The 26,102-nt window shown below is 67.0% G+C and carries 24 protein-coding genes, 2 tRNA genes and 1 pseudogene; 16 read left to right on the forward strand and 11 right to left on the reverse strand.

Features of this window, described 5'->3' with window-relative positions:
* Nucleotides 1-23: 23 nt before the first annotated feature.
* Nucleotides 24-835: pseudogene (locus tag ABZV91_RS07330) on the reverse strand (RDD family protein).
* Nucleotides 836-989: 154 nt separating this feature from the next.
* On the opposite strand from ABZV91_RS07330, the gene ABZV91_RS07335 reads away from it, so the two are divergent.
* Nucleotides 990-1,943, forward strand: coding sequence for a stage II sporulation protein M (locus ABZV91_RS07335; RefSeq protein WP_355236814.1), 954 nt, complete (start codon nucleotides 990-992; stop codon nucleotides 1,941-1,943).
* 869 nt (nucleotides 1,944-2,812) lie between these two features.
* Here ABZV91_RS07335 and ABZV91_RS07340 read toward each other — a convergent pair.
* Both ABZV91_RS07340 and ABZV91_RS07345 read right to left on the reverse strand, forming a co-directional pair.
* Entirely contained in the window at nucleotides 2,813-3,580 is a 768-nt protein-coding gene (locus ABZV91_RS07340) for an SDR family NAD(P)-dependent oxidoreductase (RefSeq protein ID WP_355236817.1), read from the reverse strand.
* Nucleotides 3,581-3,799: 219 nt separating this feature from the next.
* Nucleotides 3,800-3,882 (reverse strand) — tRNA-Leu (locus ABZV91_RS07345).
* Between the two features lie 249 nt (nucleotides 3,883-4,131).
* Between ABZV91_RS07345 and ABZV91_RS07350 the strand changes: the two genes are divergently transcribed.
* The 7 genes from ABZV91_RS07350 to pknB all read left to right on the forward strand — a co-directional run bounded on the left by ABZV91_RS07350 (nucleotide 4,132) and on the right by pknB (nucleotide 14,059).
* On the forward strand, nucleotides 4,132-5,520 hold the full coding sequence (locus ABZV91_RS07350; protein WP_355236820.1) for an FhaA domain-containing protein: 1,389 nt from the start codon (nucleotides 4,132-4,134) through the stop codon (nucleotides 5,518-5,520).
* 202 nt (nucleotides 5,521-5,722) lie between these two features.
* The gene (locus ABZV91_RS07355; RefSeq protein ID WP_039821324.1) at nucleotides 5,723-6,190 is read left to right on the forward strand and encodes an FHA domain-containing protein; all 468 of its coding nucleotides are present in this window, start codon (nucleotides 5,723-5,725) and stop codon (nucleotides 6,188-6,190) included.
* Entirely contained in the window at nucleotides 6,187-7,689 is a 1,503-nt protein-coding gene (locus tag ABZV91_RS07360) for a PP2C family serine/threonine-protein phosphatase (RefSeq protein ID WP_355236823.1), read from the forward strand. Before ABZV91_RS07355 ends, ABZV91_RS07360 begins: the two co-directional genes overlap by 4 nt.
* On the forward strand, nucleotides 7,689-9,167 hold the full coding sequence (locus ABZV91_RS07365; RefSeq protein WP_355236825.1) for an FtsW/RodA/SpoVE family cell cycle protein: 1,479 nt from the start codon (nucleotides 7,689-7,691) through the stop codon (nucleotides 9,165-9,167). Before ABZV91_RS07360 ends, ABZV91_RS07365 begins: the two co-directional genes overlap by 1 nt.
* Nucleotides 9,164-10,630: a penicillin-binding protein 2 gene (locus ABZV91_RS07370; protein WP_355236828.1), complete on the forward strand. Its 1,467-nt coding sequence runs from the start codon at nucleotides 9,164-9,166 to the stop codon at nucleotides 10,628-10,630. Before ABZV91_RS07365 ends, ABZV91_RS07370 begins: the two co-directional genes overlap by 4 nt.
* Before the next feature lie 37 nt (nucleotides 10,631-10,667).
* Nucleotides 10,668-12,152 carry a serine/threonine-protein kinase gene (locus tag ABZV91_RS07375; protein WP_355236831.1) on the forward strand — a complete coding sequence of 495 codons (1,485 nt, stop codon included), beginning with the start codon at nucleotides 10,668-10,670 and terminating at the stop codon, nucleotides 12,150-12,152.
* Complete coding sequence (pknB, locus tag ABZV91_RS07380) at nucleotides 12,149-14,059, forward strand: Stk1 family PASTA domain-containing Ser/Thr kinase (RefSeq protein ID WP_355236834.1); 1,911 nt, start codon at nucleotides 12,149-12,151, stop codon at nucleotides 14,057-14,059. Before ABZV91_RS07375 ends, pknB begins: the two co-directional genes overlap by 4 nt.
* 79 nt (nucleotides 14,060-14,138) lie before the next feature.
* Here pknB and ABZV91_RS07385 read toward each other — a convergent pair whose 3' ends face one another.
* Nucleotides 14,139-14,780 (reverse strand): aminodeoxychorismate/anthranilate synthase component II, encoded by a 642-nt coding sequence (locus ABZV91_RS07385; protein ID WP_355236837.1) that lies wholly within the window; start codon nucleotides 14,778-14,780, stop codon nucleotides 14,139-14,141.
* A gap of 153 nt (nucleotides 14,781-14,933) precedes the next feature.
* Here ABZV91_RS07385 and crgA point away from each other — a divergent pair, with 153 nt between their 5' ends.
* On the forward strand, nucleotides 14,934-15,200 hold the full coding sequence (gene crgA, locus ABZV91_RS07390) for a cell division protein CrgA (protein WP_030524428.1): 267 nt from the start codon (nucleotides 14,934-14,936) through the stop codon (nucleotides 15,198-15,200).
* Nucleotides 15,201-15,294: 94 nt separating this feature from the next.
* Nucleotides 15,295-15,756 (forward strand): PH domain-containing protein, encoded by a 462-nt coding sequence (locus ABZV91_RS07395; RefSeq protein ID WP_355236840.1) that lies wholly within the window; start codon nucleotides 15,295-15,297, stop codon nucleotides 15,754-15,756.
* A gap of 106 nt (nucleotides 15,757-15,862) precedes the next feature.
* Here the strand turns inward: ABZV91_RS07395 and ABZV91_RS07400 are convergent, their stop codons facing one another.
* Nucleotides 15,863-16,741, reverse strand: a complete 879-nt coding sequence (locus ABZV91_RS07400) for a rhomboid family intramembrane serine protease (RefSeq protein WP_355236843.1) — start codon at nucleotides 16,739-16,741, stop codon at nucleotides 15,863-15,865.
* A gap of 190 nt (nucleotides 16,742-16,931) precedes the next feature.
* Between ABZV91_RS07400 and ABZV91_RS07405 the strand changes: the two genes are divergently transcribed.
* Nucleotides 16,932-17,138, forward strand: a complete 207-nt coding sequence (locus tag ABZV91_RS07405; protein WP_355236846.1) for a hypothetical protein — start codon at nucleotides 16,932-16,934, stop codon at nucleotides 17,136-17,138.
* Nucleotides 17,139-17,145: 7 nt separating this feature from the next.
* On the opposite strand, the gene ABZV91_RS07410 is transcribed toward ABZV91_RS07405, so the two are convergent.
* Together ABZV91_RS07410 and ABZV91_RS07415 are read right to left on the reverse strand one after the other, a co-directional pair.
* Nucleotides 17,146-17,940: an ABC transporter permease gene (locus tag ABZV91_RS07410; protein ID WP_355236909.1), complete on the reverse strand. Its 795-nt coding sequence runs from the start codon at nucleotides 17,938-17,940 to the stop codon at nucleotides 17,146-17,148.
* A gap of 59 nt (nucleotides 17,941-17,999) precedes the next feature.
* Complete coding sequence (locus tag ABZV91_RS07415) at nucleotides 18,000-19,094, reverse strand: ATP-binding cassette domain-containing protein (protein WP_355236849.1); 1,095 nt, start codon at nucleotides 19,092-19,094, stop codon at nucleotides 18,000-18,002.
* A gap of 849 nt (nucleotides 19,095-19,943) precedes the next feature.
* Here ABZV91_RS07415 and ABZV91_RS07420 point away from each other — a divergent pair.
* Nucleotides 19,944-20,849 (forward strand): oxygenase MpaB family protein, encoded by a 906-nt coding sequence (locus ABZV91_RS07420; protein WP_355236852.1) that lies wholly within the window; start codon nucleotides 19,944-19,946, stop codon nucleotides 20,847-20,849.
* Nucleotides 20,850-20,935: 86 nt separating this feature from the next.
* A complete protein-coding gene (locus ABZV91_RS07425) occupies nucleotides 20,936-21,445 on the forward strand; it encodes a thioesterase family protein (RefSeq protein ID WP_355236855.1) in 510 nt (169 codons plus the stop codon).
* Here ABZV91_RS07425 and ABZV91_RS07430 read toward each other — a convergent pair.
* Nucleotides 21,442-21,738 (reverse strand): cold shock domain-containing protein, encoded by a 297-nt coding sequence (locus ABZV91_RS07430; protein WP_355236858.1) that lies wholly within the window; start codon nucleotides 21,736-21,738, stop codon nucleotides 21,442-21,444. The genes ABZV91_RS07425 and ABZV91_RS07430 overlap by 4 nt on opposite strands.
* Nucleotides 21,739-21,839: 101 nt before the next feature.
* Between ABZV91_RS07430 and ABZV91_RS07435 the strand changes: the two genes are divergently transcribed.
* Nucleotides 21,840-22,481, forward strand: coding sequence for a class I SAM-dependent methyltransferase (locus ABZV91_RS07435; RefSeq protein WP_355236861.1), 642 nt, complete (start codon nucleotides 21,840-21,842; stop codon nucleotides 22,479-22,481).
* 113 nt (nucleotides 22,482-22,594) lie between these two features.
* A complete protein-coding gene (locus ABZV91_RS07440) occupies nucleotides 22,595-23,170 on the forward strand; it encodes a helix-turn-helix transcriptional regulator (protein WP_355236863.1) in 576 nt (191 codons plus the stop codon).
* 27 nt (nucleotides 23,171-23,197) lie between these two features.
* On the opposite strand, the gene ABZV91_RS07445 is transcribed toward ABZV91_RS07440, so the two are convergent.
* Entirely contained in the window at nucleotides 23,198-24,106 is a 909-nt protein-coding gene (locus ABZV91_RS07445) for an NAD(P)-binding domain-containing protein (RefSeq protein WP_355236912.1), read from the reverse strand.
* A 149-nt stretch (nucleotides 24,107-24,255) separates the two neighbouring features.
* Between ABZV91_RS07445 and ABZV91_RS07450 the strand changes: the two genes are divergently transcribed.
* Nucleotides 24,256-24,561, forward strand: coding sequence for a helix-turn-helix domain-containing protein (locus ABZV91_RS07450; protein ID WP_355236915.1), 306 nt, complete (start codon nucleotides 24,256-24,258; stop codon nucleotides 24,559-24,561).
* Nucleotides 24,562-24,571: 10 nt separating this feature from the next.
* On the opposite strand, the gene ABZV91_RS07455 is transcribed toward ABZV91_RS07450, so the two are convergent.
* Nucleotides 24,572-24,644: transfer RNA gene (locus tag ABZV91_RS07455), tRNA-Ala, on the reverse strand.
* Nucleotides 24,645-24,735: 91 nt separating this feature from the next.
* Complete coding sequence (locus tag ABZV91_RS07460) at nucleotides 24,736-26,013, reverse strand: oxygenase MpaB family protein (protein WP_355236866.1); 1,278 nt, start codon at nucleotides 26,011-26,013, stop codon at nucleotides 24,736-24,738.
* Nucleotides 26,014-26,102 lie beyond the last annotated feature (89 nt).

Here is a 26,102-nt window from a genome sequence, read left to right on the forward strand (position 1 = left end):
TCGCGCCCCGGACGGCCTCGACCTCAGGGCGCGGGAGCGAACGACACGGGCGGCAAGGCGAACACCACCGGCGGTGGAGGGGCCGGTAGGGCGCGACGCTGACGTTCGGCGATCACACTGCCGAGAATCTGCACCGGCGGGTACCCGCGCGGCGGCGCGACCCGGAGCCGGGCACACACCGCATGGACGAGTGCCTGTCCGAGTTCGTGCTGCGCCACCGGGGTCAGCGAGTCGATCCGGGTCAGGTACTGCCGTACGGCGAGGGCCAGATCCTCGGGGAGGGCCGCGAGATCCAGTTCGGCCGACCAGCCGGTGAGCCATACCGGCGGGACGGCCAGCGCGGGTACCGACAGTCGCTGCTGTATATGCACCACCACGGTTCCCGCGAGCACATCACCCACCCGGCGCGCGTGCGGCGAGCACATCGAGCTCACCACCGCGATCCCACCGAAGAGCCCGAGCATCCAGAAATCCACGATCGCGCCGGTGAGACCCCGGGTCAGGGCGTGCCGGAAATCGACCGGGCCGCCGTCGGCACGCACCACCCGCAGGCCCAGAGCCAGTTTCCCGGGGTGGCGCCGCGCAACAGGGTCTCGAACGCGACCGGATAGCCGACGAGCACGGTGACCAGCGCGACCAGCGTCAGGGTGGTGAACCACGGGTCGGTGTCGTCGCCGCGGACGAGCAGCAGCGCGCCGGTGAACAGTACGATCCCGAGCACGGCCTGCAGGATCAGGTCGAGTACGAACGCCGCCGCACGGGTCGGCACCCGGGCGACCGGCAGTTCGATCGCCACGGCTTCGCCCGTTGTGAATTCGGCCATATCGCATAGCATTCTTTCACGGCGGCCGGTTTCCGGCCCTGCACCGGTGAACCGAGTGCGGCCGGCATCATCCGGTTCGCCGAGTACGCGCCGTCACCGCCGTGGTGCGCGGTTCTCGGCGGGCACGGATGCGGCGGCGGTACAGGCGGGAGCGGGAGGCGAGCCCATGGACGTGGACGCGTACAGCGCGAGGAACCGGCACCTGTGGACCCGGCTGGACATGTTGTCCCGTAAACGCAGCCTCACCGGGGCCGAAACCGACGAGTTGGTACAGCTGTACCGGCGTACCTCGCAGCAGTTGGCCCGGTTGCAGACCCACAGTCCCGAACCGGAACTGGTGGCCGGGCTCAGCGCGGTGATCGCCCGGGCCCGCGGCCGGATCGTCGGCAGCGCACCGAACACCCGGACCGAGATCATCCGGTTCGTCACCCACGGTTTTCCCGCCGCGGTGTATCGGGCACTGGGCTGGTGGCTCGCCGTCGCCGTGACGTTCCTCGGGGTGGCGGCCGGTTTCGCGGCCTGGATCGCGAACGACCCGTCTGCTCGGAAAACGCTCGGCCTGCACAGTGATACCGGCGCACTGACCGCGCCCGGCGGTGCCTTCGAGACCTATTACACCGAGCATTCCAACGACGCGTTCGCCGCATTGGTCTGGACCAACAATGCGTGGGTCTCGGCGCTGGCCCTCTTCCTGGGCGTGCTCATCGTGCCCGTGCTCTACCTACTGTTCATGAATGCCCTGAATATCGGCATTACCGCGGGGTTGATGGCCGAGGCCGGCCGGCTGGAGTCGTTCTTCGGATTCCTGCTTCCGCACGGGATGCTGGAGCTGACAGCCATTTTCATCGCGGGCGGCGCGGGACTGAAACTCGGCTGGACGCTGATCGATCCGGGCCGTCTCAGTCGGGGTGAAGCGGTCGCCCAGCAAGGTCGCGTCACCGCCACCATCGCCCTCGGTTTGGTGCCGACTTTGCTGGTAGCCGGACTTCTGGAGGGGTTCGTGACGCCGAGCGCACTGCCCACACCGGCCCGTATCGCCATCGGACTCGCCGCGGACGCGGCCTTTCTCGCCTACATCTTCATCGCCGGCGGCCGCGCCACCCGGCTCCCGAGTCGATGACGACAGAAGTAGCGGTAGCGCAACTTTCGCGGTAACGGGTAGACAACCTCGGGCACACGGCGCTCGACCGTGTTTTGCGAGGTCGCAGCAACGCGACTCGAATGACCTGCGTGGATTCCCCCATTTGAATTCCGCTGGCCGCAGCGAGTCGCCGCTCTAGCTGCGGCCAGCGTTACCGTCGACTCTACACAATCGTTATCCCTACGCAACCCGCTGCGGCTCAGGTCACAGGTACGTGTCGCAGTTCGGCAAACATCCAGAAACCCTCACCGTTACCATAATCCAGCTAACTTCCAGCAGGCCACGCCGGACTTGCAGCGGTGCTTTCATTTGCAAGTACATTTGGTTTTTACTGGTCACGGACATATCCGTAACCGTAGTTACACACAACCGGAAGCGAGTTCGCCGCGCGGTTCACCAGAACCGCCGGTAACTCGTCCATTCCCGCCCGACCTGCGCATTCGCGCCTTGTTAACACGTTTGCCCGCTATGCGATACGAAGGAAAAATACCCAGAGTTGGTTTAGCGCATACAAACCCGCCACACCCCCCGTACAGGCACCCGGTAAACACCCCGCGGTAGTTAACCAAGCCGGTTCCGGGACGTGAACTGGGTCACCGGAGCCGCCCGGTGAGGCAACCCTCAGCAGCGCCGCCGCAATCGAAAAGTTCTTGTGTGACCTTGGTCTCATTAAGGCATACCCGGAGACGGCGCGCAGTTCGCGCCCGCGTGGGAAGCCGCGGCCGCCCCGCCTGGACCTGCCGAAACAGCAACCGGCACACGCCGCGTCGATACTCCACGGAATAAAAAGGCCGCAGCGGCGGTCGCGACTCGCGCGAGCACCGTTGCGGCCCAGGAACATCGTGAGATCACATGAGCGCGCCGCCGTCGACCCGGATCTCGGTGCCGGTGATGTAGCGACCGTCATCGGAACCGACCATCGCCACGACCCCGGCGATATCTTCCGGCGTACCCAGCGCACCACCGTTCAGCCAACCGGTCAGCCGGGCGAACAGGGTCCAGTCCGCGTCCTCCGGCTGTTCGGTGATGGATTCGGTGGTGATCCCGCTCATGATTCCGGCCGGGACGATATTGACCGCCCGCAATCCCTGCTTCGCGTACTCCAGACCGATGGCGTGGGTGAAAGAGGCGACACCTCCCTTGGAGGCGGCGTAGGCGGCCAGATAGGGCGCCGACTGGAAGGCCGAGGTCGACGACAGGTTGATCACCACACCCCGCCCGGATTCCAGCAGGGGCGGCAGCAGTGCCTGGGTCATCAGGAAGGTACCCGTGAGATTCACGGTGATGACCCGGTTCCACTCGTCGAGCGGCATCTCGTGGGTACGGGCCGGCTTCAGGATGCCCGCGCAGTTGACGAGCACATCCAATCCGCCGAGGGTTTCCAGCGCCGTCCGGGCGGCCGCGCGTACCGACTCGATATCCGCGATGTTCACCACCACGGTGCCGAGCCGGCCGGCCACGTCGCCGGCCTTCTCCACCGTGGCCGCCAATCCGGGCTCGTTGATATCGGCGGCGACGAGCTGGGCTCCCTCGTCCAGCAGTCGCAGAGCGACGCCCTGGCCGATCCCCGATCCCGCACCTGTCACCAGCACTCGACGGCCTTCATATCTCCGCATGGCAAGAATTAGAACAGGTTCGGATAAGGAGTCAACGGGTTCTGCGGATTTTCCGGCATGTTTCTGGAACGCGTTCTAGGAGATCGCGCGCGTCATGACGGATCGATCATGACCAACACCACACATCGATTTCCCGGAACAGCGCACCGGCACGGTCCGGGACTCCACGACACAAAAAGAAGAAGCCGTGGACTCGGAGGATCCACGGCTTCTTTTCTGTGGGCGAAGGGGGACTTGAACCCCCACGTCCCGAAGGACACTGGCACCTGAAGCCAGCGCGTCTGCCATTCCGCCACTCGCCCGAGCGACGGTCAGACACTAGCACGGAGATGTCCAGGAGGCGAAATCCCCTGGTCACGAGCTTTTCGAACCGTCCGCTGACCAGGGTTCGAGGGTCAGGGAACGCCGGGAAGGGAACTCCGGCACCGTTCCGGTAGTTACAGGTACAGCGGAACGTGGATATCATGCAGAGAACGTGCTCGTAGAACGACACGCCGTATTCGCGTGTCGTCGTAAAGAATGAGGAGAGACTCACCGAAGGGAGGGCCCGAATGGGGATCGTCTCGCGTTTCGAGCGTCGCCTACAGGGCGCAGTCGGTGACGTCTTCGCCAGAGTCTTCGGCGGGAACGTCGTTCCTCAGGAGGTCGAGGCAGCGCTGCAGCGTGAGGCCGCCGACAACGTCCGAGATGTCGGCGGCGGGCATCTGCTCGCACCCAACAGCTATGTGATCACCATCAACTCGTCGGACCACCGGCAGCTCGACGCCGATCACGACCTCACAACCCGTGCTTTCGCCAAACATCTGCAGGATTACATCCGTGAGCAAGGCTGGCAGACCTATGGCGAAGTACACGTGGCGTTCGAGGCATCCCCTACGCTGCACACCGGAATGTTCAGGACGAGTGGTCGCGTCGACCCCGACGCCGGCCGCGGAGCCGCACCGGCTCACCGCCCCGAACCGCTACAACGACCCGCTAACCCGCAACCAGGAGCTGGCCCCATGACGCAGAACTCTGGCTACGACCCGAGCCGTGAGCACGCGGAGTCCGATCCACGTAATCGCGGGTACGCTCCCGGACCCGCGGGACGCGGGCCGCAGAACGGCGCGTACCCCGAGGACTACGGTCCCGGCGCGCCCTACGGCGGCGGCCCGGATTATCAGAACGGCTACGACTACCAGCAGGGCGGCGCCGCCTACGAGCAGCAGGCCTACGGCGCCCAGCAGGGTGGTGGTTACGACCAGGGTTATGCCCAGCAGGGCGGCTACGACCAGCAGGGCTACGCACAACCCGGCTACGACCAGGGTTACGACCAGCAGGGCTACGGCCAGCAGCAGCCCGGCTACGACCAGGGCGGCTACCAGGGCCAGCCCGGATACGACCAGGGTTATCAGGGCCAGCAGGGTTACGAGCAGGGCTACGACCAGCAGGGTTATGCCCAGCAGGGCGGCTACGACCAGCAGGGCTACGCACAACCCGGCTACGACCAGGGTTACGACCAGCAGGGCTACGGCCAGCAGCAGCCCGGCTACGACCAGGGGTACGACCAGCAGGGCCAGGGCTACGGCCAGCAGCAGGGCCAGGGCTATCCCCCGCAGGCCCAGCAGGGTGGTTACGGCGCACCGGGCGGGTACGCGCCGGCGCCCGGTCCCGGTTTCTCCGCCACCCTCGCGCTCGACGACGGCAGCGGCCGGACCTACCAGCTCCGGGAAGGCAGCAACATCATCGGCCGCGGGCAGGACGCGCACTTCCGCCTCCCCGACACCGGTGTCTCCCGGCGCCATATCGAGGTGCGCTGGGACGGCCAGACCGCGATGCTGTCCGATCTCGGTTCCACCAACGGCACCCTGGTGAACGGGTCTCCCGTACAGGACTGGCAACTCGCCGACGGCGACGTCATCCGTGCGGGGCACTCCGAGATCCTCATCCGTATCGTCTGATGCCGTAGGCTCGCCGTGCGGATCACGAGGTGGCTCTCGCATAATGGGGCGGCCTAATCGTGATCGGTATCGTCCGACGGCCCTATGATGTGCCAACACACGCGCGGCACCGCACTGCGGTCCGCGGGGACGAGCATCGCAGTGGGGTGGGTCCCACCACGCCTGCGGCACCGACACACGGTCGAAGAGGAGGTGGAGCGCCGTGCAGGGATTGATCTTGCAGTTGACCCGTGCCGGGTTCCTCCTGCTGTTGTGGCTGTTCGTGTGGGCAATCCTGCGTACCCTCCGCAGCGATATCTACGCGGCCTCGGGCAAGCGACTCCAGAACCGGGGCCCTCGTGGTGCCGCGGTACTGCCGTCCATGCGCCGGGGCCAGAAGGGCGCCAAATATCTTGTGGTGACTCAAGGTTCTCTCGCCGGTACCCGCATAACGCTCGGTACCCAACCGGTGCTGATCGGCCGTGCGGACGATTCCACGCTGGTGCTCACCGATGATTACGCCTCCACCCGACATGCCCGGCTGTCCCTACGCGGTGACGACTGGTACGTCGAAGACCTCGGCTCGACCAACGGTACCTACCTGGATCGCGCCAAAGTCACCACCGCAGTCCGCGTTCCGCTCGGCACACCTGTCCGGGTCGGCAAGACAGTGATCGAGCTCCGATCGTGACACTAGTTCTCCGCTACGCAGCGCGCAGCGACCGCGGCCTCGTCCGCGCAAACAACGAAGATTCCGTCTACGCCGGCGCCCGTCTGCTGGCCCTTGCCGACGGCATGGGTGGGCACGCGGCCGGTGAAGTGGCGTCGCAACTGATGATCGCCGCGCTGGCGCATCTCGACGACGACGAACCCGGCGAGGATCTGCTCGGCAAACTGAACCGGGCCACGCACGCCGGTAACGCCGCCATCGCCGAGCAGGTCGAGGAAGAGCCCGAACTCGACGGTATGGGCACCACGCTCACCGCCATCCTGTTCGCCGGCAAGAAACTCGGCATGGTCCATATCGGTGACTCGCGCGCCTATATGCTGCGCGACGGCGAACTGGCCCAGATCACCCGCGACGATACGTTCGTCCAGTCGCTGGTGGACGAGGGCCGGATCACCGCGGAACAGGCCCACACTCATCCGCAGCGCTCATTGATCATGCGCGCGCTCACCGGTAACGAGATCGAGCCGACGCTGGTGATGCGCGAGGCCCGGGCCGGGGACCGCTACCTGCTCTGCTCGGACGGTCTGTCCGATGTGGTGAGCGATGAGACCATCGCCAACACCATGCGTGAGGGCACTACCGACGAATGCGCGGACCGGCTCATCGAGCTCGCCCTGCGCAGCGGCGGACCGGACAATGTGACCGTCGTGGTCGCCGATGTCATCGACCTCGACTACGGCCAGAGTCATCCGATCGTGGCGGGCGCCGCGTCCGGTGAAGCCGAGGACAACCCGCCGCCGAACACCGCGGCCGGGCGAGCCGCCGCCATGCGGCCACCGGCCGCCGCTCCGCGCCGGGCCGCCGGCGAGCCCGAGCCGCAGCCGAAGAAGTCCCACAAACTGCGCTGGCTGCTGCTGGCGGTCGCGCTCGTGCTCGCGGTCGTGGTCGGCCTGGTCGTCGGATACAAGATGATCCGCACCAACTACTACGTCGGGGCGGACAACGACAGTGTCGTGGTCATGCAGGGACTGCCCGGGTCGATCCTGGGCTACTCGATCCACGATGTGAACCTGGTCGGCTGTGTCACCGCCAAGGGCGAGCTGAGTCTCGTCGAGAGCGGTACCGCCCTGCCGCAGGGCTGCCAGGTCCTGAAGGTCAGCGACCTGGAACAGACCGGCCGAGACCAGGTCGAGCGCGGGCTGCCGCCCGGCACCCTGGACAAGGCCCGTGAGCAGATGGCCGTTCTGGCCGACCGTGAGCTGCTGCCGGTGTGCAAGAAGAACGCCTCGGCCGCGCAACCGGGTGTGGTCACCACCACCCCCGCCCCGGCTCCCACGCCGGCGCCGCCCGCCCCGGCGCCGACTGACGCGGCCACCCCCGCGCCGGTCAACCAGCCGCCCGCGCCCGGCGCCAACGGTGAGAACCCCGCGCCGCCCGCGCCTCCGACCACTACCGTCCCGGCTCCGACGACCACCGCTCAGCCCCAGATCGCCGGGGAGAACTGCCGGGTGACGGACTGATGTCCGCACCGGCACCACCGTCCGCCGGGGCTTTTCCGAGTCCCCCGGGCGGTTTCGCTCCGGCGCCGTCGCCGACGACCCGGCGCAATACCGAGCTCGCGCTGCTCGGATTCGCGGCACTGATCACCACCGCCGCACTGGCACTGGTGGAAGCGAGCCAGGAAGAATCGCTGACCTGGGATATCGCCAAGCTCGGCCTGGCCTATCTCGGCCTCTTCGCCGTCGCGCACCTGGCGGTGCGCCGGTTCGCGCCCTACACCGACCCGCTGTTGCTGCCGATCGTGGCGTTGCTCAACGGTATCGGCCTGGTGCTGATCCACCGGCTCGATCTGGCCGATCAGCAGACCGCCGCCTACAACTCCTGGGAGATCCCCTCCCCCGACGCCAACCAGCAGATCCTGTGGACCGCGCTGGGCATCGTCTTGTTCGTCGGGATCCTGCTCGTGCTGCGGGACTACCGCACGCTGGCCAAATACGCCTACACCCTCGGTCTCGTCGGATTGGTGGCACTGGCGATCCCGGCGATCCTGCCCAGTTCGCTGTCCGAGGTGAACGGCGCGAAGATCTGGATCCGGCTGCCCGGCCTCAGCCTGCAGCCCGGTGAGTTCGCGAAGATCCTGTTGATCATCTTCTTCGCTTCGGTACTGGTCTCCAAGCGTGAACTGTTCACCGCGGCCGGGCGGCACTTCCTCGGCATGGAATTCCCGCGGGCCCGCGATATGGGCCCGATCCTGGCCGTGTGGATCGTGTGCATCGGTGTGCTGGTGTTCGAGAAGGACCTCGGCACCTCGCTGCTGATCTTCAGCACGGTCCTGGTGATGCTCTACATCGCCACCGAACGCGTGGGCTGGCTCCTCATCGGCGGTGGACTGCTCGCCCTCGGTTTCGTATTCGCCTACCAGATGTTCGGCCACGTCCGGGTGCGGGTGGAGACCTGGCTGCACCCGTTCGACGACTACAACAACACCGGCTACCAGATCGTGCAGTCGCTGTTCGGCCTGGCCACCGGCGGCCTGGCGGGTACCGGCCTGGGCGCCGGGCGGCCGTCGCAGGTGCCGTTCGCCAAGACCGACTTCATCGTGACGACCATCGGTGAGGAGCTCGGCCTCATCGGCCTGACCGCGATCCTGATCCTGTTCCTGGTACTGGTGCTGCGCGGTATGCGCACCGCGCTGGCGATCCGGGACAGTTTCGGGAAACTGCTCGCGGCCGGGCTCTCGTTCACCATCGCCATCCAGGTCTTCGTGGTGGTGGGCGGCGTGACCAAGCTGATCCCGCTGACCGGTCTCACCACGCCTTTCGTGTCGTACGGCGGTTCCTCGCTGCTGGCGAACTACATACTGATCGCCCTCCTCATCAAGATCTCCGACGCGGCTCGCGAACCCGCGCCGGCCCGCCGCCGCGAACCCGCCCCGGCGCCGCTGGCGGAAGCGCAGACAGTGATGGTGTCACGACGGCAAGGGGGTCTGCAGCGTTGAACACACCATTACGCCGCGTCGCCATGGCGGTCATGGTTATGATCGTCGCCCTGCTGCTCAACGCGACGTACGTGCAGGTCATCAAGGCCGACGACTACCGCGCCGACCCTCGTAACTCGCGGGTGCTGCTGGACGAGTACTCCCGCCAGCGCGGCCAGATCTCGGCCGGCGGCACTGTGCTGGCCAGTTCGGTGTCCACCGACGACCGCTACAAATACCTGCGCGTCTACCCGACCGATCCGCAGGCCTACGCCCCGGTCACCGGTTTCTACTCCATGCAGTACGGCAGCACCGGGCTGGAGCGGTCCGAGGATCCGGTACTCAACGGTTCGGACGCCCAGCTCTTCGGCAGCCGGCTGGTCGACCTGGTCTCCGGTCGGGACCCGCGCGGCGGCAATGTCGTCACCACCATCGATCCGGTGATGCAGCAGGTCGCCTACGACGAACTCACCAGCAAGGGCTACACCGGCTCGGTGGTGGCGATCGAACCCAGCACCGGCAAGATCCTGACCATGGTGTCCACCCCCAGCTACGACCCGAACGTGCTGACCGGGCACGACGGCGCCCAGGGCACCCAGGCCTGGGAGGACCTCAGCGCCGACGAGAACCAGCCGATGCTCAATCGGGCGATCTCGCAGACCTACCCGCCCGGTTCCACCTTCAAGGTGGTCGTCACGGCGGCCGCGCTGTCCAACGGGAAGGCGAATCCGCAGTCCCAGTTCACCGCGGCGCCCAACATCACCCTGCCGGGCACGAGCACGACCCTGGAGAACTACAACGGCTCGACCTGCGGGTCCGGTGCCACCGCCACCCTCTACGAGGCGTTCCGGCGGTCGTGCAACACCGCGTTCGTGGAACTCGGCGTCGATGTCGGGGCGGCGGCACTGGAAGACGAGGCCGCCGCGTTCGGTATCGGACCGCACCGCGGGATCCCGATGCCGGTCGCCGAGAGCACCGTGGGCAGCATCCCGGACAACGCCGCGCTCGCGCAGAGCAGCATCGGCCAGCGTGATGTCGCGCTCACCCCGCTCGACAACGCCGTGATCGCCGCTACCGTGGCCAACGGCGGTGTCCGGATGGAGCCCTACCTGGTCGACCAGTTGCAGAACCCCGATCTGAGCGAACTGTCCACCACCGAGCCGGTCTCGGTCGGCCAGGCGGTGAGCGCCGAGGTAGCGTCTACGCTGACCGACCTGATGGTCGCCTCGGAGGAGAACACCGCGGGCAGCGGCGGAACGTCATACCGGATCGCGTCGAAGACCGGTACGGCCGAGCACGGCGCCGATCCACGGAACACTCCGCCGCATGCCTGGTACATAGCCTTCGCACCCGCCGAGAACCCGAAGATCGCCATCGCGGTCATCGTGGAGAACGGCGGTGACCGCGCGCTGGCGGCAACAGGTGGGTCGGTCGCCGCGCCGGTCGCCCGGGCGGTGCTGGACGCAGGTCTGCGAGGTCGCTGAACGAGATGGATGTGCGAGTGAATCTGCGGGGAACCCGATGCTGACAAACGGCGCGTTGATCGCGGACCGCTACCGGCTGCAGCGGCTGATCGCCACCGGTGGTATGGGCCAGGTCTGGGAAGCCCTGGACACCCGGTTGGATCGCCGGGTCGCCGTCAAGGTGCTGAAATCGGAGTTCTCCGCGGATCCGACCTTCCGGCACCGGTTCCGTACCGAGGCCAAGACCACCGCGCAGCTGAACCATTCCGGTATCGCCGGGATCTACGACTACGGCGAGACCTACGACCCCCAGGGCGGCGAGACCGCCTACCTGGTGATGGAACTGGTCCAGGGCGAGCCGCTCAACACCGTGCTGAACCGGCTGGGCCGGCTGTCGGTGGCCCAGGGCCTGGACCTGCTGGAGCAGACCGGGCGCGCGCTCCAGGTCGCGCATCTGGCCGGCGTGGTGCACCGTGACGTGAAACCGGGAAATATCCTGGTCACCCCGACCGGCCAGGTGAAGATCACCGATTTCGGTATCGCCAAGGCAGTCGATGCCTCGCCGGTCACCAAGACCGGCATGGTGATGGGAACCGCGCAGTACATCGCGCCCGAACAGGCTGTCGGTGAGGACGCTACCGCGGCCAGCGATGTGTACTCCCTCGGTGTCGTGGGATACGAGGCGCTGGCGGGCCAGCGGCCGTTCACCGGAGACGGTGCGCTCACCGTCGCGATGAAACACGTCCGCGAAGTACCACCGCCGATGCCCACCGACCTACCGCCGAATGTGCGAGAACTGGTCGAGATCACCCTGGCCAAGGACCCGGCCCAGCGGTACGCCGACGGCGGTGAGTTCGCCGAGGCGGTCGCCGCGGTGCGCTCGGGCCGCCGTCCGCCGCCGCCCCGCAATCTCCCCGTGGCCGGGCCCACCAGTGTGATCGCTGCTCCGCAGCCGGGTTACGACGAGACCGCGACCGTCCGATACAACACCCCGCCCGCCGCCATGGCCGGGCCGACGACCTCGATCGACCGCGGCATGCACGACCCGGGCGACGACGACTACCGCGACGACGCGGGCGGCGGCATCCTCAACAAGAACCAGAAGTGGATGATCGCGCTGGGTATCGGTGCACTGCTACTCGGCGGTGCCGTGCTGTGGCTGCTGTTCGGCGGTGACACCAACCCGGAGGGAACTCCGGTGGAGACCTCGTCGACGTCGCCCACCCCCCGCCCGCTGCCCCCTCCGGTCACCACCACTTATGAGGTGACCGAACCCCCGGTCTGGACCCCGACCGAGGAGCCCACCACCACCGCGCCGCCGGTCACGACCACCACCACACCGCCGCCGGCCTCGACCACGACGACACAGCCGCCGACCACCACCACGGCGACTCCGAGCACCACCGAGACCACCGCCAGCGAAGAGACCACCGACGAGGAAGAGGAGACGACCACGCGTCGCCGCCCGCCGGTCCCCGATATCGATATCCCCTTCACGGGAGACCATCTCGGAAACACCGATAATCCGCAAGGACAGCCATGACGACCCCGAAGAATCTCTCCTCGCGCTACGAGCTGGGCGAGATCATCGGGTTCGGCGGTATGTCCGAAGTCCATAAAGCACGCGACCTGCGCCTCAACCGCGATGTCGCCATCAAGGTGCTGCGCGCCGATCTGGCCCGGGACCCCACGTTCTATCTGCGGTTCAAACGTGAAGCGCAGAACGCCGCGGCACTGAACCATCCGGCCATCGTGGCGGTCTACGACACCGGCGAGGCCGAGATCGACGGCGGGCCACTGCCGTTCATCGTGATGGAGTACGTGGACGGTGACACGTTGCGCGATATCGTGCGCAACGAGGGACCGCTGCCGCCCCGGCGCGCGATGGAGGTCGTCGCCGATGTCTGCGCGGCGCTCGATTTCAGCCACAAGGCCGGCATCGTGCACCGCGATATGAAACCCGCCAACATCATGATCAACCGCGCGGGTGCGGTGAAGGTGATGGATTTCGGCATCGCCCGTGCGATCGCGGATGCCGCCAATCCGATGACCGCCACCGCGGCCGTGATCGGCACCGCGCAGTATCTGTCGCCGGAGCAGGCGCGCGGCGAGACGGTGGACGCCCGCTCCGATGTCTACTCGGTCGGGTGTGTGCTGTTCGAAATCCTCACCGGGCAGCCCCCGTTCACCGGTGACTCCCCGGTGGCCGTCGCGTACCAGCACGTCCGGGAGGATCCCCGGTTGCCCTCGCTCGTCTACGAGGGGGTGCCGCGGGAACTGGATTCGGTCGTGCTCGAGGCAATGGCCAAGAATCCGGCCAACCGCTATCAGAGCGCGGCGGAGATGCGCGCCGATCTGATCCGGGTGCTGGGCGGTCAGAAACCCGGCGCCCCGATGGTGATGACCGACGAGGACCGCACCACCATGCTCGGCCCCGCGGACGGTTCCGGCCGTGGCTACCGCGGTGGCGACGAGGACGACGGCTACGACGACTACGGGCACGATTCGGGGGGCCGTTCCCGCCGGACGGCCTATATCGCCGCGGGGGTCGTCGCCGCGCTCGTGGCGGCCTTCGGGCTGTTCTGGATGTTGCTCGGCCCGGGTAGCAGACCGGATCAGGTGGCGGTCCCGGATCTGTCCGACACCTCCGCCACCGAGGCCCAGAAGAAGCTCGATTCGCTCGGCTTCGATGTGGCGGTCCAGGAGAAGCCCGACGGCAAGATCATTGCCGGCAATGTCATCGCCACCCAGCCGCTGGGCGGCTCACGCGCCGACGAGGGCAGCACCATCACCGTGCAGGTGTCCACCGGCCCGCAGCAGGTGCCGGTTCCCCGGCTCACCGGCCTGTCGCAGCAGGACGCCGAACAGGAACTCAACAACGTCGGACTCCAGGCCGACCCGAATGTCAAACGGGAACCGTCCAGCGCGCAGGACAAGGACAAGGTGATCGGGCAGGATCCTTCGCCCGGTATCGAGATGGACGCGGGCAGCCGGATCACCCTGACCATCGGCACCGGTCCCAAACAGGTTCGCGTCACGGAGGTGGTCGGCCAGCTGATCGACGTGGCCCAGCCCAACCTCGAGGGCGCCGGATTCAAGATCGTGATCGAGCAGGTCCAGTCGGCTCGGCCGCGCGGCGAGGTCCTCTCCACCAGCCCGGCCGGTGGGTCGACCGCCGACGAGGGCTCCACGATCACGGTGCAGGTGGCGCAGAGCGACCGGATCGCGATGCCGAACCTGGTCGGGCTCACCACCGCGGAGGTCGTGGACAAACTGCGGGAGAGCGGCTGGCAGGGCAGCGCGAACCAGGTCCGCCAGATCACGCAGATCACGCTGAACTCCGATCAGGCCGGCAAGGTGCTCAGCCAGCAACCCTCCGCCGGGACCACGGTGCCGTCGTCGACGACGGTGACGGTCAATACCGGCGTGATGCCGCTGGGCCCGCCCTGATCCGCTGCCGGGCCCGGCCCGGTGATTCGGCAGGAGACAGAAACCGGGCGGCCGTGAATCGGCCGCCCGGTTTCGTATGTCAGACGGCCAACGAGGCGACTTCCGCTTCCAGCATCTGCACCAACCCCTCGTCCGGGCGCTCGCCGCAGACCTCCAGCCAGTTGGCCAGCATCCGGTGCCCACCCTGGGTGAGGACCGATTCCGGATGGAACTGCACACCGTGGATCGGCAGTTCGTGATGGCGCAGGGCCATCACGATTCCGGACTCGGTGCGGCCGATGACGTCGAATTCGGGCGGAAGCGTCTTCTCCACCACGGTGAGCGAGTGGTAGCGGGTGGCGGTGAACGGATCGGGCAGCCCGGCCAGGACGCCGGTGCCGATATGGAATACCGAACTGGTCTTCCCGTGCAGCAACTCCGGAGCCCGGGTCACCGTGGCACCGAAGGCAGCGCCGATGGCCTGATGGCCGAGGCAGACGCCCAGCAGCGGGGTGCTCCGCTCGGCACAGGCACGTACCAGGTCGATACTGGCGCCCGCACGGTCCGGGGTGCCGGGACCGGGGCTGATCAGGATTCCGTCGAATTCGCCGGCCACGGCCGTGGGGTCCGCCAGCTCCGGGTCGTCGTTACGCCAGACCACTGCCTCGACGCCGAGCTGGCCCAGATACTGGACCAGGTTGAACACGAAGCTGTCGTAGTTGTCGACGACCAGTACACGCATGCTCAAAGATTACGTGTTCGCAGGCCGGGATACTCGTTCCGGCCGGCGATTGCGCCGCCCCGGCCACGCGGACTGTGCGGCCGCTGGGCATCACACCGATTACCTGGTGGGATAGCCTTGGAACACGACCTGCACGCTGAACACGAGGACATCATGCCCAAGTCGAAGGTCCGGAAGAAGACCGACTACACGATCAACCCCGCCAGCCGTACGCCGGTGAAGGTGAAAGCAGCCGGTCCGTCGCCTGTCTGGTACGTGACCATCATGCTGGGCTTCATGCTCGCGGGCCTGGTATGGCTGCTGGTCTACTACCTCGCGGCCGATCAGATCAGCTGGATGAGCAACCTCAATGCCTGGAACTTCCTGATCGGATTCGGGCTGATGGTGGTGGGTCTGATCATGACCATGCGGTGGCGGTAGCGGGCGACACACCGGGATTACACATGTGTAATTAATGCACACCTGTGGATAACTCTGTGGATAACCCTCAACCTCAGCTGGAGAGGACACCCGCGTGCAGCCCGAGCGCACCGAACCCCGTCTTGCCTGGACAACGCCCCTGCCCGCGTTGATCGCGGCGGCGGGCGGCGGGGTGATCCTCGCTGTCGCGGCGGTCCTGACGACCGAGCTGCCCGGCAAATTCCTGCTCGGAGTGGCCGCGCTGGTACTGCTGGGACTCGCCGCGCTCGGCGTACGGCAGCGACCACGGCTCTCCGTGGTACGCGGCGAGAACCCGCGTCTGGTGCTGCGTACGCTCACCGGCGTCACCGAGTACACCCGTGATCAGATCCTGCGGGCCCGCGTGGTCGGCTACCGCCGCCTGGGCCGGAAATCGCCGATGCTGGAGATCGACGTGAACCATCTGGGGGCCGAACGGCTGTTGATCTTCGGCCGCTGGGATCTGGGTACGAGCCCGGAGGAGGTCTACGACGCGGTGCGGACGGAAATGCGGTTGCACGGCGACTCCGCGCACTGAGCGCCCGGCCGGCCACGCCGATAGTCGCCCGAGTTCCGCGCCGAATGTTTCACGTTGAACATGCGGATCCGGGAGCCTGGCCGGGATCGCCGAATTGCCCGCCCGCTCAGCGCAGCTGAACCGCCGCGAGCGCTATCACCGCCACCGCCACCATCGTCAGGGCCGCCAGCGCGAGCACCCCGACCAGCCGCGCCCGTTCCGGCGTCCGAACCCGTATCCAGGCGGGCAGGAACATGACACCGAGTGTCGCGAGGGTGCCCGCGGCCAGTCCGCCCAGGTGTCCCCACAGCGAGATACCCGGCAGCGAGAAGCTGATGAACACATTGATCGCGATCAGGATCAACATATTGTTCGGGTTCTGCCGCAAACGGATCAGCACGACGGTGATCGCACCGAACAACCCGTACACCGCGCCCGAAGCTCCGGCCGTGAGACTGTCCTGGGCCAGCAGCATCACCGCGGCCGATCCGCCGAGCAGCGAAATAAGGTACACAGCCAGGTAGCGGGCCCTGCCGAGCACCAGTTCTATATCGCGGCCGACGATATACAGCGCGAACATGTTCAGCAGCAGGTGGATGAGACCGTAGTGCAGAAACCCGGAACCGATCACCCGGAACCAGTCGCCGCCGGCCACGGCCGGCGGGTACATGACCCAATCCACGAACAGCGCCGAGCCGCGTTCGTTCTCCATCACGCTGCGTGACTGCGCCGCGGTCACGGCGTAGACCACGACATTCAGCGCGATCAACGTGTAGGTGACGAACGGGATCGAACTGCGGGCCGCGGCCGAACCCGATACGGTGCGCACCTGCGGCGTACCGCGCTGATCGGCGCGCAGACAATCGACACAGTGTTGGCCGACCGAGGCCGGGCGCAGGCATTCCGGGCACGCCGGACGGCCGCAGCGGGTACAGGACAGGCCGGTCGGGCGGTCGGTGTGCCGGACACACACCCGGTCCGGCGTCGGGGGCTGCTGCGGGTTCACCAGAGACTCCGTTTCGTCGCTGGAGTTGTTTCGCCGCGCGCTCCCGGCCTGGCCGGGCGTGTCGTACTCACCCGCCCATCGTGCCATGCGAGCCCGCGCCCCGTAGCTCGCCGGTTCTGCGCTCGGTGTCGAGGACAATGCCCTGACCTGCCGGTCTGCGTTATCCGCCGCGCTGTGCCAGAGTTGAGCCATGAGCTCGAGGCCACTGCGTCCATCCAGTCGTTCGCGCTACCGGTTGCTGGCCGCCGCCGCGGTGACCGCGGCGGGTGGTACCGCGTGGCTGGTGCGCAGTAAGCGCCCGCAACCTCCCGAGCCGGCCCCGGCGCCGCCCCGGATCGGCTATACACGCAACGGCGCCGCGGTGACCCCGGACGAGTCCGAAGCCCCCGCGGACTGACCCGTGCTCAGCGGCTGACGGTCTTGCGGTATTGCCGCAGCGCCAGCGGTACGAAGACGGCCAGGATGATGACCACCCAGATCAGGGTGGTCGCCACCGGATGCCGCATCGACCAGGCCGTCGATTCCGCGGTGAGCGGGGCGGCATTGCCGAACAGTTCCCGGGAGGCCTGAGTGAGCGCCGATACCGGATTCCATTCAGCGAAAACGCGCAGCGGAGTCGGCAGTTCATCCATCGGCACGAAGGTGTTGGCCAAGAAGGTGAGCGGGAAGATCACCATGAAACTGGCGTTGTTGAACACCTCGGGCGTACGGACGATCAGGCCGACCACGGCCATGATCCAGGAGATCGCGTAGGCGAACAGCAGCAGCAGGACGTAGGCCAGGACCGCGTCCACGACCGACCCGCGGATCCGCCAGCCGACCACCAACCCGGTCACCGACATGACCACCAGGCTGACCACATTGATCACCACGTCGCTGACCGTGCGCCCGATCAGCACCGAGGACGGGGCCATGGGCAGCGAGCGGAAACGATCGATGATGCCCTTCTGCATATCCTCGGCCAGGCTGAGTCCGGTGAACGTGGACCCGAACACCACCGTCTGCACGAAGATGCCCGCTATCAGGAATTCCCGGTAGCCGCCCTCCATCCCGGGCACCTTGATGGCGGTACCGAAGATGTAGGCGAAAAGCAGGACGAACATGATCGGCGAGAGGGTGCTGAAGATCAGCACGTCGGGCACTCGCTTTATCTTGATCACATTGCGCTTGGTGACGGTCAGACTGTCGCTGACCACCATGGACAGCCGCTCGACCACGGTGGGGTTCTCCCCGATATCGCCGACGCTCGCCAGCGCGGTCATCTGCTTCTTCCTTCCATCGCCTCGATTGCTTCCTCCGCGCGTACCGCAGCGACTCCGCCGGAAGGCTCCGTCGCGGCGGAGCCTCCGGTGCGGCCGTCTCCATCGGTGTCTCCGGCCTGCTCGTATTCGCCGGTGTCGACCGTGGTTTCCTCGGCTTCGTGCCCGGTGAGCGTGAGGAACACATCGTCGAGCGAGGGCCGCCGCAATCCGACGTCCTGGATCTTCACGCCCTCGTCGCTCAGTTTTCCGATGGCGGCGACCAGTGCCTGGGAACCGTCACTGACCGGGACCACCAGTCGGCGCAGCCCGGGTTCGACGTGGATATCGCCGTCGGCCAACGGCACCAGCGCCCGCTGGGCCACAGCCAGATTGTCGGGGTGATCGACGGTCAGCTCGATCCGGTCGCCACCGACCATGCTCTTCAGTTCGTCGGCGGTGCCGCGGGCGATCACCTGGCCCCGGTCGATGACCGCGATGGCATCCGCGAGGCGGTCGGCCTCTTCCATGTACTGGGTCGTCAGCAACAGGGTGGTTCCACCGGCGACGAGTTCTTCGATGACGTCCCAGAGATCCAGCCGGGCCCGCGGATCCAGGCCCGTGGTGGGTTCGTCCAGGAACAGCACCGGCGGATTGGCCACCAGCGCTCCGGCCAGGTCGAGCCGGCGACGCATACCGCCGGAATAGCCGCGGACCGGCCGGTCGGCGGCATCACTGAGGCGGAACCTCTCCAGCAGCTCGCGCGCGCGTTCTTTGCTGCGTCGCGTGCCCATGTGGTACAGCCGCCCGACCATCTCCAGGTTTTCGAAACCGGTCAGATACTCGTCGACAGCCGCGTACTGACCAGAGGCCCCGATCCGTGAGCGCAGCGCCCGCGGGCGGGCGAGTACATCGATCCCGGCGACAGTAGCCCGGCCGGCGTCGGGCACCAGCAGAGTGGTGAGCACTCGTACGGTGGTGGTCTTGCCGGCCCCGTTCGGTCCCAGTAGAGCGGTGACCGTGCCTTCGGGCACAGTCAGATCCAGACCGTCGAGTGCGCGCACTCGGCGGCCGTAGTGTTTGACGAGACCCTCGGCGACTATTGCGTCGGGCATGATTCTCCTGAACTGAGTGTTCGACAAGGACAAGTCGTATATCGCCGGCGGCTGGCCACCGACCTCAGGCGCTTCGGCCACCGGCCGCTACTGTGCAGTATCGTCGCGGCCACGCAGGTTTTCATCCGATTTATCCGGTTCTCCGGGCGTCCTCCCCGCATCACCGAGGGCCGTGCGCCGGCCCGGATTGCGACGGCTTCCCTATCCATCACTCGCGAGATCGCGCCCAGCACACTGCTCGACTCGGTCGGCGCGGTCGCTCGATCCGGCTTGGGAGCACGACGGTGAAGGTGGCCGTGCGCACGGTCACAGTGCACGACGGCATAGTGACAGCGGGGTCCGACAAGTCGCCCCGTGCGGCACTCGACGAGAGCCCGCACGTCCCCGTGTTCCGCTGGGCGGAATACGCCGGTTTGATAGATCGATTCCGTTGGCCCGCAAGCGGTTCGGACCGGCACACGCACAGCACACCGACCTCGGAATCCCACTGTGACCTGTACCGAAAAAAGTTCGAAACTCTTGGGCCCCTTATGCGCGCATTTCCGCGAAATCGCGTAGGATCGGTTGCGTCGGCCCCTCCCCCCCGGGCCGACCTTACGCGGGCCTCGGCTAACTCCCCCCCTTCGCCGAGGCCCGCTCTCATATCCGCGTTCCGTCGTCCCCGTACAACCGGACCGGGCTCTCCCTCACCACGTGAACCGCGTTCCGCTCCGCGGACGCCTATCGCGCACCGCTGCGCACTCCCGCCCTCGGACCGCGCGGGTGCCGCATGCCTCTTTGGCGCAATAGTGAGAGGCTTGGAGTATCATCGTCTCATCAGATCGATGCAGTAGATCAAGGGAGATCCGCATGACCGCGTCCGTCGCAGCCACCGACACGCACGCTCCGGTGGAGCGCCGTCCCTTCGGTCCTGGTTCCCGGACCTGGGAGGAAACCGGCCTCATCACCTTCTCGCTCACCGCGGGATCGGCCTTCCTCCTGCAGACCATGGAACCCACCATCTCCGCGGTGGTCGATGCCCACTCCACCTTCCGCACCGACCCGATCGGCCGCGCGGTGCGCAGCCTCTCGGCGGTGATGATGTGGACCTACGGCGGGGAGGAATCGCTGGGCGAGACCGACCGGCTACGCAAGATGCACGCCACCCTCAACACCACCGACGCCAATGGTGTCCGGCACACCGCACTGTCCAGCGGCCCGTGGGCCTGGGTGCTGCACACCGGCACTTTCGCCTTCTCCGAGAACGCCGAGTACTTCTCGAAACGTCCGCTCACCGCGGCGGAGAAAGAGGATTACTACCGCGAAGCCCTGCAGTTGATGCGCAACTTCTCGGTGCCGCCCAAGGAACTGCCGGCGACCTACGCCGATTTCGAGAAGTTCTTCGCCGACCAGGTGGAGAACCATCTCGAAGCCACCCAGACCTCGAAGGACTATCTGAAGGTCATCCGGAAGATCGCCCCGCCCACGCAGTTGCCGCGGGCTCTGCGCCCGGTATGGCGGGTGCTGACGGATCCGTTCGGACGGATGCAGTACTTCGTCACCGTGGGCACCACACCGGAGGCGGCCCGACGCAAACTCGGTCTCACCTGGAGCGAATCCGACGAACGCACACTGCGGATCCTCGGCTGGTTCCTCGCCCGGCTGGTGCCGCTGCTGCCGGAGCGTCTGCGGTACTTCCCCATCGCCTACGAGGCCCGCAGGCTCGAGCGCGACAAGGCGCGACTGCGCAAGGTCATCGACCTGCGGCCGCTCTGAGCCGGCCGTAACGGCCCCGGAACCCGCCGGGCCGGGGGCTGTTCGCGGTATCGATACACTGCGCCTCGGACGAGTAGGAACTGATCATGACCGGGACGATGTCGATTCCCAGCTACGAGCAGGTGGTGGCGTTGCCCCGCGAACTGGGTCCGCTCACGGTCCCGGAGGCCTACCGCGACGAGAACGACCATATGAACGTCACGCATTACTTCTCGCTGTGCGTATCGGCCGCGACCGCGGTCTTCGAGCGGGCCGGCATCACCGACGAATACCGCGCCACCCGGGGCGCCGGTTTCTTCACCGGCGAACATCACATCAGGTACTACTCCGAAAACCGGGTCGGCGAGCGGATTTCGGTCCACGTACGCGGAGTCGACCGTTCGGACAAGGCCGTCCACGCCATGGCGCTACTGGTGAACGACACCACTCGGCGGCTCAGCGCCACGCTCGAGCTCATCGCCGTTCACGTCGATCTGGGCAGCCGTACGGCCGCGGCCTTCGCCTCCGATACCGCGGCCGCCCTCGACCGGGAACTGGCGCTCGCCGCGGTGGCCTGGCCGGCGCCGATCTGTGGCGCCATGCGAGTCCGGCGCTAACGTCGGCTACCGCCGCCCGGGGCGGTCTCGGGCAGCCCGGTGCCCGCCTCGGGCCGGACCGTCACCGCCTCGTGGCCACGGGGCCGGGCCGTGCTGACGAACAGCACCGGCTGGCCCGCGTGCAGAGTGCGGTAGCCGTCGGTCTCTATGCACCGGTATTCGACGAACACCTGATCGGTTCCGTCGTCCGGTTTGATGTAGCCGAAGCCCTTCTCCGAGTCGAACCAGAAGACCCGCCCGCGTCTCCAGTCCGATCCGTCGATCCCGGGCCCGCTGAAATCCGTAGCAGGCATTACCAGGTCTTCTCCCTCGTCTCTGCAGGGTCGACACCACCAAAGCTACGCCCCGCCACCGCGAACGTCACGACCGCGCCCCGGACACTACTGTCTTCCCGGTGACCGAACCCTCTTTTCTCGCTCGTACGCGCGCCGGTTACGACGCGATCGCCACTGCCTACGCCGAGCACGCCGCCGGCGAAATGCAGAGAAGGTATTGGGATCGAGCGGTTCTCACCGCCTTCGCCGAGTCGGTCGGCGATTCGGGTCCGGTGGCAGATATCGGGACCGGCCCCGGCCGGATCGCCGGATTCCTGGCCACGCTGGGGGTGCGCGTGCACGGTATCGATCTGTCCCCGGCGATGGTGGAAGTAGCGCGGAACGCCTTCCCGGAGATCGGTTTCGAGGTGGGGACGATGACCGCGCTCGAATTGCCCGACGAGAGCCGGGCGGGTGTGGTGGCCTGGTATTCGCTCATCCACATCCCGCCGACCGAACGCAAAGCTGTGCTGGGCGAGTTCCGGCGGATTCTGCGCCCCGGCGGCAGACTGCTGCTGGCCTTCCAGTCCGGCACCGATGTCCTGCATCTGGACGAGGGCTACGGCCGGCCCATCGACCTGGACTTCCACCGAATCGCGGCCGACGAGCTCGCCGACTCCCTCATGGCGGACGGATTCACCGTCGATTTCCGGATCGAGCGCCGGGCGGAGGAGGGGGAGAGAACGTCCCAGGCCTACCTGATGGCGACCCGCTCGAGTTGATCGGACCAGTATTTCTATCAGAACGATACTTCTACATATCATTTTGATAGATATCAGATTGATCGATTCGGCCCGAGAGGCCCGCCGAGTGTGTCCTCGGTCGCTACATCATCATGATGGTTGACGACATCATTACGATAGACAACGCTGGTCAGGTGGTGATCAAGAAGAACCCGCTCGGCCCCACGGGCGATACTGTGCGTGCGAACGTCCTTCGGTATCGCAACCGGATGAACCTCGGCTATGCCGATCTGGCGCGCAGGCTCGAGGCCATCGGCAGGCCGATTCCGGTCCTCGGTCTGTCCCGGATCGAGCGGGGTGAGCGCCGGGTGGACGTGGACGATCTCCTCGCCCTCGCCGTCGCGCTCGGCATCTCACCGACCAGTCTGCTGCTACCGGATACCTCCACGGCGGGCGAGCCGGTGTCGGCCACCGGGATCGACGGCACGGCAGCCGATCTGCTGGGCTGGCTCCGCTTGTACACGCCCTCGGCGCATATCGGTAAACCGGCCGGCGAGCGATTCGTCCGCGACGCCATCCGGTTCATCGCGGACGCCCGGCCGCGCTGGGATATCGAAAGCCTGACCCTGGAGCAGCTTCCGGGCGTGGACCATCTGGAGTACGCCGCCGCGATCACGGAGAAGGCGCGGCTGGCGAATCCGGCCCCGGAGACCGGCCCCCGTGGGTAGCGGCGGGAGGCCGGGCCCGGCCGGAACCTACGCGGAGTCGCCGCCACCCATCAGTTCGAAAATGGGCACCGGACGGCCGGCCTGTTCGCTCGCACTCCGCGCGCGGCGCCACAGTCCCTGTGCCGCACGGGAAAGAGTGGCATCGACACCGGCCTCGGTACTGGCATCGATGACGTGCTGCGCGCCCGCGTCCATCATCTTGTAGGAAGCGAGATCACCCCAGCCGCCGGCCTTCGCCGCCGCGGCGTACTCGGTCATGAAGAACGGGTAGGCCTCGCTCGATCGCACTGCGTACGGCAGGAACTGATCGATATCGACGCCGGAGCGGTCGATCACAGCGAGCGCCTGGTTGTAGGCGAGCATCCACGGATGGAAGACGGTCAGCAGCGCCTGATAGAAGACCTGCGCCAGGCCGTCGTCCACCCCGACGTATTCCTGCGGGCTCAGCGGCCGCAGAAGTTCGGCATGGGCGTCGAAGACCTCTCGCGGACCGCTGTAGAACACGTAGGAGGCCGGGTGCGCGATATTGTCGCCCGCGGACATGAAACCGCCGGAGAGGAATTCGGCACCCCGCTCACGTACCCACGCCGCTCCCTTCCGCGCATTGTCGGGCGAATCCGAGGACAGGTTGGCGATCACCCTGCCGGGCAGGCTGCCGGCTGCCGGACCCAGTACGTCGTACATTGCCGCGTAATGGGTCAGGCTGAGCACGGTCACCTCGTTGGCTTCCAGTGCTTCGGCCACGCTCGCGGCCCGTTTCGCGCCTTCGGCCACCATTGCGTCGGCCTTGTCGCCGCTGCGATTCCAGACGGTGACCTCGATTCCGGCGGCGAGGAACGCTCGCACCATCGCCCGGCCCATCGGTCCCAGCCCGATGACGCTGACGGACCGGATCTTCTCCTGAGACATTCGATGTCCTTCTCGGTAGTGGTTCAGCTGGTTGCGGCGCCGATACCGATGCTGGTCACACGGGTAGAGTCGGACAAGAGCGCACCTGCGGCTGCGGTTGCTTACCGCGAGGTCCGTAACGAGGTCAGGAGGAGAAGGTGGCCGACGTGAGTGACGCGGATCACGAGGTATGCGGAATGTCGCTGGCCATCGACCTGGTCGGGGGTAAGTGGAAACTGCACCTGATGTGGGTTCTCGGCGCGAGCCCGCAGCGGTTCGGGCAGATCCGCCGGACGTTGACGGGGGTGAGCGAGAAAGTGCTGACCGAGAATCTGCGTCAGCTCGAGGCCGGCGGCGTGGTCCGCCGGGAGGTGTACGCGGAGGTGCCGCCGCGAGTCGAATACTCGCTGACCCCGCTCGGCGAGGAACTCGCGCAGGCCCTGCGCCCGCTCGAGGAATGGGGAGACAGGCACCGCGGCCATCTGGCCGCAGTCGCCTGCTGATCGCCGGAAGTGGAGCCTAGGGGAATCGAACCCCTAACCCCTGCCTTGCAAAGGCAGTGCTCTGCCAATTGAGCTAAGGCCCCGGGCAGCCGTGCGGCCTGGGCCGCGAGTCGCCTGCGAAACACTAGCGTTCCGGCACGGATACCGTCAAACAAGGATACCCGCGACCGCCGCTCAGCGCCGCAGGGCGCCGGTCGCCTCGAACTCCGCTTCCCGGCCCTGCATCTGCTCGCGATACCAGTTCTCCCGGTGCCAGAGCATGATCCGCTCGTGCGCCCGGCCGAACGGCGGGATCCGGCGAAGGAATTCCACGGCCGTGACCAGCGGGATCCTGGCGACGGGGACGAGCACCCACGGGAAGGCCGCCGGCATCCGATAGCGGCGCCGGGTGGTGGGCAGCATGTAGAGGGCCGCATAGGCCGAGTTGATCCGATAGTTGTAGTGCGCCCGCAGCCGGGCGATTCCACGCTGCTCCGGACGGGGGGCGAACGCCGCGGGGTAGGACTCGATGAGTTCGGCCCCCTGCGCACCGGAGTCGTACGCTCGGGCGACCATCGTCATCGCCATCACGCGCAGCGTGTCGGCCACGGTCTCCGGGTGCCAGGTCAGCCGGACACCCAGCAGGTAACCCATGTACTTCTGGAAGTGCAGGAGCGCCCGGAACTCCGCGGGGGTGGTCTGGTATCCCAGTGCCCAGAGCCCCAGGCCGGGGATCGTGCTCCCGGCGATCAGCGTCAGCAACTGGTAGGTCTGGCTGATCGGCAGCCCCCACCGCGGCCTCTCCCATTCCGGATGCCGCTGCACGCCCGCGCGCACCGAGACGTGCATGATCCGCACCTTCAGAGCGGTGGCGCGCCCCTGCGAGCCCGGACTCAGCAGCGCTCCGGGCTGCGAGACGTCCATCCAGAATCGGCAGGTCTCCAGGAAGCGGCGCAGCGCGCTGTCCCCGGCGTAACCACCGGCCAGCGAAAGCGGTGTCGCGACCGCGGATTCGGTGTACATCTCCAATGTCTCGGCACCCGCGAAGCTGAACAGCACGGTGCCCCAGCGCCGCCAGACCGCGGCGCCGCGTTCCACAAGTTCCGGGCGGACCCAGTCGGGCACCTTCTCGAATTCGTCGAACAGCTGCCGCATGGCGGCGGGAGCATCGGGGACCGCGCCGATACCGTCATGCAGGGCGGTCTCCAGTAGCTGTCGGCCGTGCTCACGACCCGACTCCCCTCGCATCACCTCCGCGACGAAACGTTCCGCGACCGGGTCGCCGGCGAACATATCCGCGCACAGCGCCCGCGCCTGCTCATCGGTGGGGAAGAGCGCCGAGCCGGTCAGCGTCCGGAAAGCCCGCTCGACCCGCCTGATCGCTGGAGTGTCCCGTGCCTGCCAATAGCGGAAGGCCGCCGGGCACGGCGAGTCCGTTCCCGTATCGGCCGGTATCGCCGCTGGTATCGACATCGCTGCTCTCCTCACCGGCCCGGCGGGCCGCCCCGAATCCGGTCGGCGGACCCGAGACAGAGCGCGCGGCCTGACACATACCTATTCGT

It is taken from the genome of Nocardia sp. NPDC004568, assembly GCF_040609955.1.
Classification (GTDB): Bacteria; Actinomycetota; Actinomycetes; order Mycobacteriales; family Mycobacteriaceae; genus Nocardia.